The sequence below is a fragment of the Clostridium sp. genome, from assembly GCF_047777555.1.
Lineage (GTDB): Bacteria > Bacillota > Clostridia > Clostridiales > Clostridiaceae > Clostridium_H.
Map to the genome: position 1 here is coordinate 462,493 of NZ_JBKEEV010000001.1, position 16,023 is coordinate 478,515.

Consider the following 16,023-nt stretch of genomic DNA (forward strand, 5'->3'; position numbering starts at 1 on the left):
AATTCGACATGAATTTTATTTTACGTTTGCACTAAACTTATCATTTTTTATTAAATTTAGTATTCCAAAATAATATAATTTTACTCTTTTATTTTGAATTTGCACTCTTTGTTTGAGCATTCAATATACTCACCTTGAGACTTGTTTTGCCTTTTCACCATAAAACTTCCACATGATGGACATTTTTTATCAACTGGTTCAAACCAACTTACAAATTTACACTCTGGATAATTACTACATCCATAGAATTTTTTACCTTTTCTGCTTTTTCTTAATACAATTTTACTATTACACAGAGGACAAGGCACATCCAATTCTTCTATTATTGGTTTAGTATTTTTACATTCTGGATAGCCAGGACAAGCTAGAAAATCACCAAATCTTCCTTGTTTTATTACCATATTTCTTCCGCACTTATCACATTTTATATCTGTAACCTTATCCTCTATTGTAATTTTAGCAATCTCTTTTTCTGCTATTTCTATACACTTTCTCAATGGCATGTAAAATTCATCTACAACCTGTTTCCAGTTCTCTTGTCCTTCTTCTATGCTGTCCAACTTATTTTCCATTTCCGCTGTAAATTCAACATCTACTATTTGTTTAAAATATTCACTCATAATATTATTTACAATAAATCCAAGTTCTGTAGGCACTAAAGTTTTCTTTTCTCTTTCAACGTACTTTCTATCTATTAAAGTAGAAACAATAGGAGCATAGGTACTAGGCCTACCTATTCCATTTTCCTCTAGGGTCTTTACTAAGGTTGCCTCAGAAAATCTAGATGGCGGTTGAGTAAAATGTTGTTTACCTTCTATATTACTTTTTATAAGTATTTCTCTTTCTTTTAATTCTGGGAATTTTATGTTTTCGTCTTCTTCATCTACTTCATATTTATAAACTTTCATAAATCCATCAAATTTAATATTAGAGCCAGTAGCCTTTAACATATATGGTCCATTTTCAACATTTATAGACATAGTATTCATTATGCAATCTGCCATTTGACTAGCAATAAATCTTTTCCATATTAGGCTATATATTTTATATTGCTCTGGTTTTAAACTATTTTTAATTTTTTCAGGATCTAATTCTATATAAGTTGGTCTGATAGCTTCATGAGCATCTTGTATATTTTTCTTGCCTTTGTAACTTCTAGTTGTTTTAGGAACATACTGTTCACCAAAATTATTTAAAATAAATTCTTTTCCACTTTTTTGTGCTTCTTCAGATATACGAACAGAGTCTGTTCTCATATAAGTTATCAACCCTATTGTTCCAAGTCCTTCTATATCTATACCTTCATATAATTGCTGTGCTATAGACATAGATCTTTTCGTAGAAAAATTCAACTTCTTATAAGAATCCTGTTGGAAAGTACTTGTTGTGAAAGGTGGTAAAGGCTTTCTATTTTTTAATGACTTCTTTATACTTTTTACCACATATTGACCTTTATCAAGTTCTTCTATGATTTTTATACTTTCTTCTTTATTAGCTATTTCTAATTTTTTGCCATCTTTAGAGTATAACTTAACAATACACGTTTTTTTAGATTCTTCACTTTTTAATTCACATTCAATAGTCCAGTATTCCTTAGGCTCAAATCTTTTAATTTCATCTTCTCTATCACATATCATCTTTAGAGCCACAGACTGTACCCTTCCAGCACTTAAACCCCATTTGACTTTTCTCCACAATATTGGACTAATCTGATATCCTACTAATCTATCTAAAACTCTTCTAGCCTGCTGTGCATCTACTAAGTTTAAATTAATTTGCCTTGGCTTCTTTATAGCAGCTTTTATAGCATTTTTAGTTATCTCATTAAATTCGATTCTGCATTTATCATTTTCACTTATTTTTAAAGCTGTGGCAAGATGCCATGATATAGCTTCTCCTTCTCTATCAGGGTCTGTTGCAAGAAACACCTTTTCGCTTTTTTTAGCTTCTTTTTTTAATGTATTTAGCAGTTCTCCTTTGCCTCTTATTGTTATGTATTTAGGGTTATAATTATTATCTATATCCACTCCTAATTGACTTTTTGGCAAATCTCTAATATGTCCCATGGAAGCTTTTACAATATAATTCTTTCCTAAATATTTTCCTATAGTTTTAGCCTTTGCTGGAGACTCTACTATAACTAATTTCTGACCCATACTATCCCCTCCGTTAATTTAGGTTCTTTATAATAAACGACTTTAAAGACTTTAACACTATTATATTAGCTTTAAATTTTTTTATTATTCCTTACATAGTAGTTTCCACTCAAACACATTATTTCATCTTTTAGCTGCAATTCAAATAATACCTCATATAATTGTTTTATGTCAATCTTAGTTATTCTTAAAACCTCATCAAAATGTATTGGAGAACTTTTTATACTATCATACACTATTTTCTCACTTGGATTCATTTTTTTATTATCATCTACAATAGAATTTACTTTGTCTATTTTTAAAATATCATAGATATCTTCCACGCATGTTAAAACATATGCACCATCTTTTATTAATTTATTTGTTCCCTTGCTTTGATTTGCAAAAATATCTCCTGGAACTGCCATAACATCTTTACCTTGATCTAGTGCTGATCCAGCTGTAATTAAGGATCCACTCTTTTCTCCAGCTTCTACTACAATTACAACATCACTTAAACCACTTATAACCTTATTTCTTATAGGAAAATTATAAGGATAAGGGCTAGTTCCTGGAATAAATTGAGATATGATACATCCGTTATTAACTATATCTTTAGCTAAATTTAAATTTTCTCTAGGATAAATAATATCGATCCCACTGCCCAAAACAGCACAAGTATAAGAATTGTTTTCTACACATTTTTTATGTGCTGCAGTGTCTATTCCTTTAGCCATTCCACTAATTATATTTATATCGTTTTGGCACATATGCTGAGCTATTATATTAGTAACATTTATACCATAACTAGTACATTTTCTGGAACCTACTACAGCTACATTATGCTTTTTATTTAAACTTTTTATATCTCCTTTAAAAAACAGCATATATGGTGAATCATCATATTTCTTTAATCTTTTAGGATATAGATCATCTGTTATTGTAACTGTTCCTATACCCCCATTTATTATGATATTTTTTATATGATTAATCTTTTCTATATCCCAGGCTTTTCTTAATATAATTTTAGTTTCATTACTCATACAGTCATTTTGTTCATCGTTCATACTATAATACCATATATTTTCCACGTTTTTAAAACTATTTAGCAACTTATTTTTAGTGATATAAGATAATTTTGATAAGGCATACCAAATCTCATAATCGTTCATATTCTCTCTCCTTATAGTCTATACAATATTTTTATCTAGAAATTTTCTGTATTGTAAAGCTTCTATTACATCTTCTTTAGAAATATTATTTCTATTTTTTAAATCTGCTATAGTCCTTGATACTTTCAATATTCTACTATAGCCTCTAGCACTTATCTTAAATTTTTCATAAATCTTTTCAATTATTGATTCTGCTTGCATATCAAGTTTGCAGTATCTTTTCAGTAACTTGTCGTTCATTTGAGCATTACAATATATCGCTTCGTTGTTAAATCTATCTTTTTGGATTTTTCTCGCTGCTTCAATCCTTTCTCTAATGCACTTAGACGTCTCACTAACTCTTTTACAGTTTAAATCTCTGTAAGAAACAGGATTAACTCCAATAAACATATCTATTCTATCTAATAATGGTTTTGAAAGTTTATTTATATATCTTTTTATGTCATGATCGCTGCATGTACAGCTCTTTATTCTACTACCATAAAATCCACACGGACAAGGGTTCATGGCTCCAACAAGCATAAAATTAGCAGGATACTTGACACTGCCATTAGCCCTTGATATATTTACAAACTTATCTTCAAGTGGCTGTCTTAAAGCCTCTAAAGCCCTTTTATTAAATTCTAATATTTCATCTAAAAACAAAACACCATTATGAGCCAAGGAAATTTCCCCTGGAATAAGCTTATTTCCTCCTCCTACTAGCGAAATTTGAGATGAGGTATGATGAGGGCTCCTAAAAGGTCTATCTTTTATGAGTCCATCCAATTTATCTATTTTATTGGATATGCTATATATTTTTGTTACCTCTAAAGCTTCTTCATAACTCAACTTAGGAAGTATTGTAGGTATTCTTTTTGCTATCATAGTCTTACCACATCCTGGTGGACCATACATTATAATATTGTGTCCTCCAGCAGCCGCTACTTCTATAGCTCTTTTACAACTTTCTTGACCTAATACATCACTAAAATCATAATTGTAGTTAGTAGATGTAATTACATTTTGACATTTATAAGGCATTAAATCACCATATGTTAAAAATTCCGCTACCTGCTTTAAGTTTTCAAATGGATATATTTGCGCATCTTTAACAACTCCACATTCTTCTGCATTCTCTAACGGAATTACAAACTTTAAGATGTTTTTATTTACAGCATCAATTACGATTGGCAGAGCACCTTTAATTCTTTTTAGTTCTCCTAACAGCGATAATTCTCCCATAAATAGAAACTTTTCTATATTTTTATCAGATACTTGATTAGTAGCTACTAATATGGCTAAAGCTATAGGTAAATCTAATAGAGACCCTTCTTTCTTTAAGTCTGCAGGTGCTAAGTTCACAGTTATTCTTTTTAATGGAAAATCAAATCCAGAATTTATTATAGCTGATCTTACTCTTTCTTTAGACTCTTTCACAGAAGTATCTGGTAATCCTACTATATTAAATGAAGGAAATCCATTTGTAATATCAATTTCTACATCAATTACTGTACCATTAACACCTATAAAAGTAGCTGAATTAATTTTTATTGCCATATAATCACCTCTTATGAGATTATTGACATATTTAATGTTTATATAATTATTAATACTAAAATTTTTGGTTTACATTTTTAATTTAATTTACATAATAATTATTATGTAAATTAAATATTTCAAAATAAATGAATTATAAATATAATTAATGGATAAAATCTAAAGATAACTTATTTTGGAGTGTGATTTTATGAAATGCTATAACAAAAATATAGGTGATTACGGCGAAGATTTATCTGTAAAGTATTTATCAAACTTAGGATATAAAATTCTAAATAGAAATTTTAAATGTAAACTTGGTGAGATTGATATAATAAGTATGCTTGAGAGCGATAATCGAATATGTTTTACAGAAGTCAAAAGCAGATATACTTCCTCATATGGTTTTCCTTTTGAAGCTATAACATATAGAAAAATAAAAAGAATAAAGGCTGCAGCTGAATTCTACATAATGGTAAATAATTTAAAAAATTTGGATTTTAGATTTGATGTAATAGAAGTGTTTTTTAATAATTTGAATGACTCTTATTGTTTAAACTTAATAGAAAATGCCTTTTGAGTTCAATAAAATCACTATGATACTTGTTTTATCTTATCATAGTGATTTTATTTTTAAACCATACTAAGTATATTTTTTAGAAAACTCTTTCTATGTATAGGTGTATATCCAAATTTTCTTATAGCTTCTATATGAGTTTTTGTGCCATATCCCGCATTTTTTTCGAACCCATACTCAGGATACAAAGCCGCATATTCCTTCATTAAATCATCTCTATAAACTTTTGCTATTATAGACGCACAAGCTATAGAGGCACTTTTAGCGTCGCCTTTTATTATAAATTCATTTTTTATATTACAGTTTTTTATACTATATCCATCTGATAAAACTAAGGTCGGTTGTACTTTTAAGTTCATTGTTGCTCTTTTTAAAACTTCATTATTACACCATGCAATTCCTTTATTGTCTATCTCTAAATTATCTAATTCTGAAATACAGTAACTAACAGCTTTTTCTTTAATTATATAAGAAAGTTCTTTTCTAGTATCAGGTGATAATTTCTTTGAATCATTAATTTTCAGTATTAAATCCTTATCATTTTCATAATTTAAATTTAATATAACTGAAGAAGCAACTATAGGCCCAGCTAAAGGTCCTCTACCGACCTCGTCAGCTCCAGCAACATATCCTTGTACTCCAAAACTTCTATCAAAATCATACATATTTTTTACTCTCAGAATTTCATTTTTCCTATTTTCAAAGTTTTTATAAACGATATCTCCTAGCTTTTGAATAGTTTTTCTGCTGTCATTTTTTAGATTGTTTACTAGTTCTATATAATTCAAATCTCCATTCTCTTCTTTTAAAATATAAGAAACATATTTTTTTACTTCTTCAGATTTCATTTTATCTATTTGTAACTTATCAATATTAATCACTCACATCACGGCCTTTCTAAAGAAATAGCTCCTAACTTACCTCCTCTAAATTCATCTAAAATCATAACTGATACCCTATTATAATCTATATTACCACCTGATATGACTGCCCCTCTTTTCCTTCCTATGTTATTCATATTCTCAAGAGTGTCCTCACTTAAAAATTCCAACTTATATCTTTGTTTTAATCTGTCAGGATAATCCTTCTGAAGTCTTTCTATAAGCTTAAATGCTAATGTTTCAATATCCATTATTTCATCTTTTATAGCTCCTGTAAAAGCCAAATTTAATCCAACTTCTTCATCCTCAAATTTTGGCCATAGAACTCCTGGTGTATCTAAAAGTTCTATTCCAATATTAGTTTTAATCCACTGCTTGCTTCGTGTTACTCCTGGCTTATCTCCAACTTTAGCTCTATTATTATTTGCCATTCTGTTTATAAACGAAGATTTTCCTACATTAGGTATGCCAACTACCATAGCACGTGTAGTTATATTGGTTAGTCCTTTTTCTCTTAGTTTGTCATGTTTTTCTTTTAACAAACTATTTATAATAGGTTTTATATTACCTAATCCCTTACCATTAATACTATTAACACTTGTAACTTTTACTAAGTCCGTAGACAACTTATTTATCCATTGCTTAGTTATATTATCTTCTGCAAGATCGCTTTTGTTTAATAAAATGATCCTAGGTTTATTTCTGCATATATCATCAATATCAGGATTAGAACTAGATCTTACAATTCTAGCATCCCTAATTTCTATAACAACATCTACAAATTTTAAGTTTTCTTTTATTTCTTTTCTTGTTTTAGCCATATGGCCAGGAAACCAATTTATTGGCAAGATTCTCATTCCTCCTCTTTTTAATATCATTTTATGTATGTTATTATATTCAGAATATAAAAAAAGGGACTGTTTAGTCCCATTTTTTATCTAATTATTTCTTTAACTTTTGCAGCTTTACCTACTCTATCTCTTAAGTAGTAAAGTTTAGCTCTTCTAGCCTTACCTCTTCTTACCACTTTTATTCCCTCAACTAATGGAGAATTAATTGGGAATGTTCTTTCAACGCCAGTACCATAAGCAACTCTTCTTACAGTAAATGTTTCTCTTATTCCGCCATTTTGTTTCTTAATTACTGTTCCTTCAAATGCTTGAATTCTTTCCTTATTACCTTCCTTAATTCTTACATCAACTCTTACAGTATCTCCTACGTTAAATTGTGGTAAATCTTTTTTCATTTGTTCAGCTTCAATTGATTTTATAATATCTAACATGTGCATTCCCTCCTTCAATATTTTTTGACGTTCATATCTTATATAGATACTAGATAGAGGACCGCCCGTACTAGCACAAAGTATATTCTACCATAAGCAAAAACATATATCAATATTTTATTTAATAATTTGACAATAAATTATTAAATATTTATATAATATCTACATATCTATAACTCTTCATCAATTAGCTTTTTATCTTCTTTAGATAAAGATATTTTATTAAATAAATCCGGCCTTAATTTTTTTGTTATAATAAGAGACTGTTTTCTTCTCCATTTTCTTATATTTTCATGGTGCCCTGATAATAATACTTCTGGTACCTTTTCTCCTTCAAAACACTCTGGCCTAGTATACTGTGGATATTCTAATACTCCATTATAAAATGATTCTTCCATAAAACTTTCACTTGAAGCCAAAACACCTGGAATAAGTCTACAAATACTATCTACAATTGGTATGCAAGCCATTTCTCCTCCAGTCAATACAAAGTCTCCTAATGATATTTCTTCATCTATATATTTGTAAATTCTTTCATCTATACCTTCATAATGACCACATAAAAAAATGATTTCATCCTCTTGGGAAAACTTTTTTGCCATTTCTTGATTAAAAGTTTTACCTCTCGGTCCTAAAAATATTACCTTTCCTTTATTCAATTTTTTTATGCTTTTGACAGCATCAACTATAGGCTGTGGTGTCATAACCATTCCTGCACCACCTCCATAAGGATAATCGTCAACCTTCTTATGTTTATTAGTAGAGTATTCTCTTATATTGTGAGTATTTATCTTAATTATATTGTTCTTTATAGCTCTTCCTATAATGCTGTAGTCAAAAACTTGGAACATTTCAGGGAATAATGTTAAAATATCTATTCTCATTGCCATACATCCACAGGCCTAATTATTATTTTTTTATTTTCTATATCAACTTTAACTATTATATCTTTGATAGCTGGTATTAATAATTCTTTATTTCCTTTAATCCAGTATACTTCGTTACTTCCTGTATAAATAATTTCATCTATTGTTCCAAGTTCTTCTCCATTTTCATCATATACAATACATCCTATAATATCAGCTTCGTAATAAGCATCTTCAGGAAGTTTCACTGCCTGTTCTCTTTGTATCTTTATATACTTATTTTTAAGCTTTTTAGCCTCATCTATAGAATTTATACCTTCTATTTTTAAAATGACTTTTCCTGGTTGAAATTTATAGCCTTCAATTTGAATTAAATTATTATCAATATATGCCTCTTTCAAGTTTTCAAATCTTCTAACATCATCAGTTGCAGGCAATACTTTAATTTCTCCCTTTATTCCGTGAGTATTTATTATTTTCCCTACAGTTAAAAACTGTTCCATAATATCTTATACTCCCTCCAAAATATTTTAAAAAAGAGTCAGGAATTTCCTAACTCTTTTAAATCAAACTAGTTATATACAATTAGATAATTTCTACAACAACCCTTTTATCTTCTTTTACAGCTGCTGCTTTGATTACAGTTCTAATAGACTTTGCTATTCTACCCTGTTTTCCAATTACCTTTCCCATATCTTCTGGGGCAACTTTTAATTCAAGAATTATTGATTGTTCACCAACAATTTCATTTACACTAACCATATCTGGGTTATCAACTAAAGCTTTAGCTATTACTTCTAGTAAATTTTTCATCTACCACACCCCCTGGTTATTACTTAGAAAGCTTTTCAGTTATTCCAGCTTGTGTGAAAAGTCTCTTTACAACATCTGTTGGTTGAGCACCATTCTTTATCCACTGAACAGCTTTTTCTTCGTCTATTTTTATAGTCTTCGGCTCTGATACTGGGTTGTAATAACCTATTTCTTCAATAAATCTTCCATCTCTTGGAGATCTTGAATCAGCAACAACGACTCTATAAAATGGAGCTTTTTTTGCTCCCATTCTTCTTAATCTTATTTTTACTGCCATTAATTTCACCTCCTTAAAAAGAATATATCTATTTCATGAATGGAATTTTTCCAAACATTCCTTTTTTAAATGATTTCTGCTGGTTTTTCATCTGCTTCATCATTTTTTTCATCATTTGAAAATCTTTAAGTAACTTATTTACTTGTTGTACGGTAGTTCCAGAACCCTTAGCAATTCTTCTTTTTCTTGAAGGTGAATTACTAACTAAAGTAGGGTCTTTCCTTTCTTTTGCAGTCATAGAATCAATTATTGCTTCTATTTTTTTTAATTCTTTTTCACTTTGATTTAAGTCAATGCCTTCTAATTGTTTTGTATTTACTCCTGGAACCATCTCAAGTAATTTTGCCATAGGCCCCATTTTTTTTAGCTGAGCCATGGATTCCTTAAAATCCTCTAGATTAAACTCTAGATTCAACATTTTATCTCCTAGCTCTTTTGCCTTATCTTCATCGATAGCTTCTTGAGCTTTTTCTATTAGAGATAATATATCACCCATGCCCAATATTCTAGATGCCATTCTATCCGGATGGAATACTTCGAGGTCATTCATTTTTTCGCCTAATCCTACAAATTTAATGGGCTTTCCTGTAATAGCCTTTATGGATAAAGCCGCTCCACCTCTAGTATCACCGTCTAACTTTGTAAGTACAACTCCTGTTATATCCAATATATCATTAAAACTTTCTGCAACGTTAACAGCATCTTGACCAGTCATTGAATCTACAACTAATAATATTTCATTTGGCTCTACAGCACTTTTTATATTTTTTAGTTCAGCCATTAGTTCTTCATCTATATGAAGTCTTCCAGCTGTATCTATAATGACTACATTTAAATCATTATTTTTAGCATGCTCTATAGAAGCTTTTGCTATATCTACAGGGTTCACTTTGTCTCCCATAGAAAAAACAGGTACATCTATCTGTTTTCCTACTACTTGAAGCTGTTTTATAGCAGCTGGTCTATAAACATCACATGCGACTAATAAAGGTTTTTTATTCTTTTTTCTTAGCTCAAGAGCCAGTTTACCTCCCATAGTAGTTTTACCAGCGCCTTGAAGTCCTACCAACATAATAACAGTTAGTCCTTTTGGAGAAAATTCTATTCTACTTTCTGTATTTCCCATTAATTCCTTCAGTTCATCGTTAACTATCTTAATAACCTGTTGACCTGGAGTTAAACTTTCCATTACTTCCTTACCAAGGCACTTTTCTCCTGTGCTCTTTATAAAGTTTCTAACTATTTTATAGTTAACATCAGCTTCAAGCAAAGCCAACTTAACTTCTCTCATAGCTTCTTTTATATCTTTTTCGGATAGCTTACCTTTACCTTTTAACTTTTTTAAGGTATCTTGAAGTTTTGACGCTAATCCTTCAAATGCCATCTTAATCCTCCTAAATATTTTCAACTATAGTATTCTTTATTTCCTGTAGACAACTTTTAAACGTATCGTTATCGCTTTGCTCTTCAAGTCTATTGATTTTTTCAACAATTATCGCTTTAATCTTCCTTAATTTAGTACTTTTTTCTACAAGCTTCAGTTTACACTCATAATCCATTAACAGTTTATTACATCTTTTTATTAAATCGTGTATCGCCTGTCTACTTGTATCTGTAAGTTCTGATATTTCTGATAAAGACAAATCTTGATTATAATAAAGCTCCATTATGTCTTTTTGTTTATCAGTTAAAAGTTCTTTATAATAATCCATAAGTATTGATATTCTTATTCTGTCTTCCATATAATCACCAACTATCGACAAAAGATATAATATCAAAGTTTTTTATAGGTGTCAAGTATTTTTACTTAACACTTTTTAAAATAATGCTTCTACAAAATCTTTTGTATTAAATTCCTGTAAATCCTCTACTCCTTCTCCTACTCCTATAAGCTTAACAGGAATATTTAATTGGTGTTTTATTGATATTATTACTCCACCTTTTGCAGTGCCATCTAACTTAGTTAATATAATTCCATTTATAGGACATACCTCCGTAAATTGTTTAGCTTGTTGAAGAGCGTTTTGTCCTGTTGTAGCATCTAATACAAGCAAGGTTTCCTTTGATGCTTCACTATATTCTCTATCAATTATTCTATTAATTTTTTCTAATTCATTCATTAAATTTTTCTTATTATGAAGTCTTCCTGCAGTATCACATATTAGAACATCTGCTTTTCTTGCCTTCGAAGCCTGTATTGCATCAAATACTACAGCTCCAGGATCTGCTCCTTCTTGATGTCTTATTATATCTACTCCTGCCCTATCACTCCAAACCTCTAATTGATCAATAGCTGCGGCTCTAAAAGTATCAGCTGCGGCCATAATAACCTTATATCCCTTGTTTTTTAACTTATATGAAATCTTACCTATGGATGTAGTTTTTCCTGCCCCATTAACACCAATTACTAAAAACACTTTTGGAGTGTTTTCAATATTTATTGCATTCTCTTCCTCTCCTAAAATCTCAATTAGGACTTCTTTAAGGCAAGTATAAACTTCTTTTGGATCTTTTACTTTTTTTTCTTTCACTTTTTCTTTTACTTTCTCAATAATCTCCATAGATGTATCAACACCTATATCTGCAGTTATTAATATTTCTTCTAGCTCTTCATATAACTCCTCATCTATCTTTATAGCTAAATTTAAAACCTCCGCTACTTTTTCAGTAAAATTATTTTTAGTTTTTGTTAATCCGTTCTTTAGCTTATCAAATAGATTTCCTAACATATTATCTCCTCTTTCCTATTTATATTATTTACTTAAATCCACAGATACTATTTTAGATACTCCCTTTTCTTCCATAGTAACTCCATATAAAACATCCCCTGCTTCCATACTACCTTTCCTATGAGTAATAATTACAAATTGAGTATTATTGGAGAATTTTTTAAGAAATTCAACATATCTTGCTACATTATAATCATCTAATGCTGCTTCAATTTCATCTAGTATACAAAATGGAGTAGGTTTCATCTTTAGAATAGCAAATAAAAGAGCTATAGCAGCTAATCCTTTTTCTCCTCCTGACATTAAATTTATATTTTGCAGCTTTTTACCTGGCGGTTGAACATTTATTTCTATATTAGCACTTAATTCATCTCCATCTTCTAATATCAGGTCAGCACTCCCTCCTTTAAACAATTCCCTAAAGGTTTCATTAAAGTTTTTCCTCAATTTATTAAAGTTTTCATGAAATACAGTTTTCATTTTATTTGTCATTTCCTTAACTACATCTAATAATTCTTCTTTTGCATTTATTAAATCTTCTTTTTGAGCACTCATAAATTTATACTTTTGCATTAACTCTTTATATTCCTCAATAGCCGCCAAATTTACTACTCCTAGTTTTGATATCTCTTCTTTATATAAAAGAATATCTTTTTTACATTGTTCCATATTTTCATCCTGTAATCTAATTTCCAATGCTTCAGCATAAGTCAATTCCATTTCTTCATTTAACTTTGTGTACATAGATTCTTTTTCTGTCTCATATCGGGCAAGAGAAATTTGTATATTGTTCTTAGCCCTTTCATTTTTATCATATATAATAGCAATCTTCTCTATGTTATCCGTATATTTTTTTATATCCTCTTTAATTTTTGCTCTTTTTATATCACTTTCCTTAAATTTTTCCTCCAGTTTTAATATGGCAGAGGCTATACTCTTTATTTTACTTGCATCCTCTTCTATTTTGTGTTTTGAGGAAAGAATCTTATTATTAGAGTCATTTATTTCATTTTTTATGGAGCTCATTTGCACTTCCAACTCTTTTACTTCATTCTCGAAACGTTCTAACTCTTTACTGCTACTTAAAATATTCTCATCAATTTGAGCCTTCTTTATTCTTAAAGAAGTAATTTCCTCATTAGCATTGTTAATTTTGCTTTTTTCTCTTTCTAAAAATTTTTCTAACTCATCAATTTTGGATAAGTTTTGTTTTTCTAATTTTTTTATTTCTATAACCTTTTGTTCTTTAGAGCTTAGGTCATTAAAGTTACTATTCAAACCTTCTCTAATCATATGAATTTCATTGCTAGTTATATTTAAATCTCTTTTTAACTTTTCTGTTTCATTATCTATAGCACTAATCTTCCCTTTTATTTTAGTTTTTTCTATATTTTCATAGTGAATTTTATCTCTTAAGTTTAGACAATCATCATCTAATTCTTTAATCTTCCTTTTATTTTCATTTATATCTTGATTTATATTTTTGATTTCATTATCATAGCTTACTAATATATTTTTTAATTCTTGTATTTCTCTTTTTCTTCCTATAATATTAGAACCTTTATTATATAAGCTTCCTCCTGTTAAAGCTCCTCCAGGATTTATAATTTCACCGCTTAAAGTTACAATTTTAATACTATAGTCTACTTTCTTAGCTATATTTAGTGCACTATCCATGTCTTTTGCTATAATGGTTCTTCCTAATGTATACTCTATTGCATTTGTATATTTTTTATTAAAACTTACAAGTTCACTAGCTATACCTACATATCCATCCAAATTTTTAATTTTATCTGGCAGGCTTATTTTTTTTCCCTTTACTATAGTCAATGGTAAAAATGTTGCTCTTCCTAAGTTATTATTTTTTAGATAGGAAATTAATTGTTTTGCTATTACTTCATCTTTAGTTATAATGTTAGATATGGCCGCACCCAGAGTGACTTCAATAGCTACTTCAAATTTCTTGTCTACTTGTATTACTTCTCCTAGTATGCATACATTTTCTGTATTTTCACCTATTTTCCCTTGATCAATGTGCTGCATTACTGTCTTTACGGCCCTATTATACCCTTCATGCTGTTTCTCTAAATTGATTAGTGCATTGCAATTAGCTTCAGCTTTGCTATGTTTCGTAGAAACTTCTTTAAATTTATTTTCATTACTTGCTAACTTCCTATTTTCTAATGACATCTGTTTTTTATATTCTTTTATTTTTCCTTCATATTCATTAATTTTTTTGTCTAATTCCACTATTTCATTTTTAAGTACTTCTTTAGTTGTATGATTTATTTTAATTGAATTTATATATGCTTCCTTTGAAGCTTGAAGTTCTTCGAGTTTACTCTCTAACATGGATATATCATTTTTTAATATGGTTATTTCATTTTCATTCTGTGTGATTTCACTTACTAATTCTATCTCATAAGACTTTGTTTGCTTTAACGAATTATTAGCCTTCTCTATACAAATCTCTTTTTCCATAATTAATGATTCTAGTTCTTTAATATCTTTAGCTAAATTACTTTGAACTTCTAATAACTGTTTATTTTTTGATTCTTCATCAAGCTTTTGTTTATTGGCTAATTCAGCTTTTTCTTTAATATAATTTAAGTTCTTTAAAGACTTATCAGCAGAATTTTGTAAATTTTCTACTCTTTCATTTAGCAAATCGATTTCTGATAATAATCTTTGACTCTCAGTTTTTCTGTTATAATACTCTTTTCTTTCCTCATTATTTTCTAATTCAAATTTCTCTAATTCTGCATTTAATGCCTGTAAAGTTTCTTTATACATATTACGCTCTATATATAGCTCTTTCAATTTAAGTTCATTATCACTCAATTCAGCTTTTAATCCATGAATTTTATTTTCTATAGTATCAATATTATTTAAAATTAAAGTTACTTCTTTAGCTTTCAATTTCTCTGATATTTCTAAAAACGTTTTAGCTTTCTCACTTTCTTTTTCTAGAGGTTCTAATCTTTCCTCATATGTACTAAAAATATCATTTATTCTCTGAAGATTCTGTTCTGTATTAGAAAGTCTTTTTTCAGCTTCTTCTTTTCTTGTTTTAAATTTTACAATTCCAGCTGCTTCCTCTAAAAGACTTCTTCTTTCTTCTGCTCTTCCACTTAAAACAGCCTCTATTTTACCTTGTCCTATTATAGAATATCCTTCTTTTCCTATCCCCGTATCCATAAACAATTCTTGAATGTCTCTAAGCCTACATCTAGTATTATTTATATAGTACTCACTTTCTCCAGATCTAAAAAGTCTTCTCATTATGGTTACATCTGTATATTCTATAGGTAATTGTGAATCACTATTATCTAATACAAGAGTTACTTGAGCTAATCCAACAGGTTTCCTAAATTCTGTTCCAGCAAAAATTACATCTTGCATTTTTCCTCCCCTTAGATTTTTTATGCTTTGTTCTCCTAGAACCCATTTAACAGCATCTAATATATTGCTCTTACCACTTCCATTTGGTCCTACAATGACTGTAATTCCATCTTTTAGAACTAACTCTGTTTTGTCTGCAAAAGATTTGAATCCCCTTATCTCTATTGATTTTAAAAACATGTGTACCTCTCCTAATTTAAACGTTAATGAAGAATCATTTCCTATATGTATGATAAAGCTTATCCTATCTAAATAAAAAAACATGAAATCTATATAATCTATTTAAATTTATGATAGCACTTTATAATTTTAAAGTATATCATTGAAAATATCAATTCTCATATGAATAAATAAACAAAATAAAAAAACCG

15 protein-coding genes are annotated in these 16,023 nt (G+C 29.1%); 1 reads left to right on the forward strand and 14 read right to left on the reverse strand.

All coding sequences use genetic code 11. The features are described 5' to 3' along the window. Window positions 1-80 precede the first annotated feature (80 nt). The 3 genes from topA to ACFWTK_RS02330 form a co-directional block, all read right to left on the reverse strand. A complete protein-coding gene (gene topA / locus ACFWTK_RS02320) occupies window positions 81-2,156 on the reverse strand; it encodes a type I DNA topoisomerase (RefSeq protein ID WP_415874527.1) in 2,076 nt (691 codons plus the stop codon). A gap of 71 nt (window positions 2,157-2,227) precedes the next feature. Beyond that, the gene (gene dprA, locus ACFWTK_RS02325; protein ID WP_415874528.1) at window positions 2,228-3,307 is read right to left on the reverse strand and encodes a DNA-processing protein DprA; all 1,080 of its coding nucleotides are present in this window, start codon (window positions 3,305-3,307) and stop codon (window positions 2,228-2,230) included. Window positions 3,308-3,325: 18 nt separating this feature from the next. Next, complete coding sequence (locus ACFWTK_RS02330; protein ID WP_415874529.1) at window positions 3,326-4,846, reverse strand: YifB family Mg chelatase-like AAA ATPase; 1,521 nt, start codon at window positions 4,844-4,846, stop codon at window positions 3,326-3,328. Window positions 4,847-5,036: 190 nt separating this feature from the next. Here ACFWTK_RS02330 and ACFWTK_RS02335 point away from each other — a divergent pair, with 190 nt between their 5' ends. Then, window positions 5,037-5,405 carry a YraN family protein gene (locus tag ACFWTK_RS02335; protein WP_415874530.1) on the forward strand — a complete coding sequence of 123 codons (369 nt, stop codon included), beginning with the start codon at window positions 5,037-5,039 and terminating at the stop codon, window positions 5,403-5,405. Between the two features lie 53 nt (window positions 5,406-5,458). Here the strand turns inward: ACFWTK_RS02335 and ACFWTK_RS02340 are convergent, their stop codons facing one another. From ACFWTK_RS02340 to smc, 11 genes are all read right to left on the reverse strand, one after another. Further along, complete coding sequence (locus ACFWTK_RS02340; protein ID WP_415874682.1) at window positions 5,459-6,250, reverse strand: ribonuclease HII; 792 nt, start codon at window positions 6,248-6,250, stop codon at window positions 5,459-5,461. 38 nt (window positions 6,251-6,288) lie between these two features. Next, entirely contained in the window at window positions 6,289-7,131 is an 843-nt protein-coding gene (gene ylqF, locus ACFWTK_RS02345; protein ID WP_415874531.1) for a ribosome biogenesis GTPase YlqF, read from the reverse strand. Between the two features lie 86 nt (window positions 7,132-7,217). Then, window positions 7,218-7,565 carry a 50S ribosomal protein L19 gene (rplS, locus tag ACFWTK_RS02350; RefSeq protein ID WP_415874532.1) on the reverse strand — a complete coding sequence of 116 codons (348 nt, stop codon included), beginning with the start codon at window positions 7,563-7,565 and terminating at the stop codon, window positions 7,218-7,220. A 170-nt stretch (window positions 7,566-7,735) separates the two neighbouring features. Beyond that, window positions 7,736-8,449: a tRNA (guanosine(37)-N1)-methyltransferase TrmD gene (gene trmD / locus ACFWTK_RS02355; protein ID WP_415874533.1), complete on the reverse strand. Its 714-nt coding sequence runs from the start codon at window positions 8,447-8,449 to the stop codon at window positions 7,736-7,738. Then, window positions 8,446-8,934 carry a ribosome maturation factor RimM gene (rimM, locus tag ACFWTK_RS02360; protein WP_415874534.1) on the reverse strand — a complete coding sequence of 163 codons (489 nt, stop codon included), beginning with the start codon at window positions 8,932-8,934 and terminating at the stop codon, window positions 8,446-8,448. The genes trmD and rimM overlap by 4 nt, the downstream gene beginning before the upstream one ends. Window positions 8,935-9,016: 82 nt before the next feature. After that, window positions 9,017-9,244 (reverse strand): KH domain-containing protein, encoded by a 228-nt coding sequence (locus ACFWTK_RS02365; RefSeq protein ID WP_061857472.1) that lies wholly within the window; start codon window positions 9,242-9,244, stop codon window positions 9,017-9,019. A gap of 19 nt (window positions 9,245-9,263) precedes the next feature. After that, entirely contained in the window at window positions 9,264-9,521 is a 258-nt protein-coding gene (gene rpsP, locus ACFWTK_RS02370; protein ID WP_415874535.1) for a 30S ribosomal protein S16, read from the reverse strand. A 28-nt stretch (window positions 9,522-9,549) separates the two neighbouring features. Further along, window positions 9,550-10,905, reverse strand: coding sequence for a signal recognition particle protein (gene ffh, locus ACFWTK_RS02375; RefSeq protein ID WP_415874537.1), 1,356 nt, complete (start codon window positions 10,903-10,905; stop codon window positions 9,550-9,552). Window positions 10,906-10,915: 10 nt separating this feature from the next. Beyond that, complete coding sequence (locus ACFWTK_RS02380) at window positions 10,916-11,263, reverse strand: putative DNA-binding protein (RefSeq protein WP_415874538.1); 348 nt, start codon at window positions 11,261-11,263, stop codon at window positions 10,916-10,918. Window positions 11,264-11,338: 75 nt separating this feature from the next. Next, a complete protein-coding gene (gene ftsY, locus ACFWTK_RS02385) occupies window positions 11,339-12,250 on the reverse strand; it encodes a signal recognition particle-docking protein FtsY (RefSeq protein WP_415874539.1) in 912 nt (303 codons plus the stop codon). A gap of 24 nt (window positions 12,251-12,274) precedes the next feature. Continuing rightward, window positions 12,275-15,832: a chromosome segregation protein SMC gene (gene smc / locus ACFWTK_RS02390; protein ID WP_415874540.1), complete on the reverse strand. Its 3,558-nt coding sequence runs from the start codon at window positions 15,830-15,832 to the stop codon at window positions 12,275-12,277. Window positions 15,833-16,023 lie beyond the last annotated feature (191 nt).

Bases quoted from the DNA above. Each gene is read 5' to 3' on its own strand.
- dprA (WP_415874528.1), bottom strand. From the start codon at position 3,307: ATGAACGATTATGAGATTTGGTATGCCTTATCAAAATTATCTTATATC.
- ACFWTK_RS02340 (WP_415874682.1), bottom strand. From the start codon at position 6,250: ATGAAATCTGAAGAAGTAAAAAAATATGTTTCTTATATTTTAAAAGAA.
- ACFWTK_RS02380 (WP_415874538.1), bottom strand. From the start codon at position 11,263: ATGGAAGACAGAATAAGAATATCAATACTTATGGATTATTATAAAGAA.
- ftsY (WP_415874539.1), bottom strand. From the start codon at position 12,250: ATGTTAGGAAATCTATTTGATAAGCTAAAGAACGGATTAACAAAAACT.
- trmD (WP_415874533.1), bottom strand. From the start codon at position 8,449: ATGAGAATAGATATTTTAACATTATTCCCTGAAATGTTCCAAGTTTTT.
- ACFWTK_RS02335 (WP_415874530.1), top strand. From the start codon at position 5,037: ATGAAATGCTATAACAAAAATATAGGTGATTACGGCGAAGATTTATCT.
- rpsP (WP_415874535.1), bottom strand. From the start codon at position 9,521: ATGGCAGTAAAAATAAGATTAAGAAGAATGGGAGCAAAAAAAGCTCCA.
- topA (WP_415874527.1), bottom strand. From the start codon at position 2,156: ATGGGTCAGAAATTAGTTATAGTAGAGTCTCCAGCAAAGGCTAAAACT.
- ACFWTK_RS02365 (WP_061857472.1), bottom strand. From the start codon at position 9,244: ATGAAAAATTTACTAGAAGTAATAGCTAAAGCTTTAGTTGATAACCCA.
- ACFWTK_RS02330 (WP_415874529.1), bottom strand. From the start codon at position 4,846: ATGGCAATAAAAATTAATTCAGCTACTTTTATAGGTGTTAATGGTACA.
- rplS (WP_415874532.1), bottom strand. From the start codon at position 7,565: ATGTTAGATATTATAAAATCAATTGAAGCTGAACAAATGAAAAAAGAT.
- rimM (WP_415874534.1), bottom strand. From the start codon at position 8,934: ATGGAACAGTTTTTAACTGTAGGGAAAATAATAAATACTCACGGAATA.
- ffh (WP_415874537.1), bottom strand. From the start codon at position 10,905: ATGGCATTTGAAGGATTAGCGTCAAAACTTCAAGATACCTTAAAAAAG.
- smc (WP_415874540.1), bottom strand. From the start codon at position 15,832: ATGTTTTTAAAATCAATAGAGATAAGGGGATTCAAATCTTTTGCAGAC.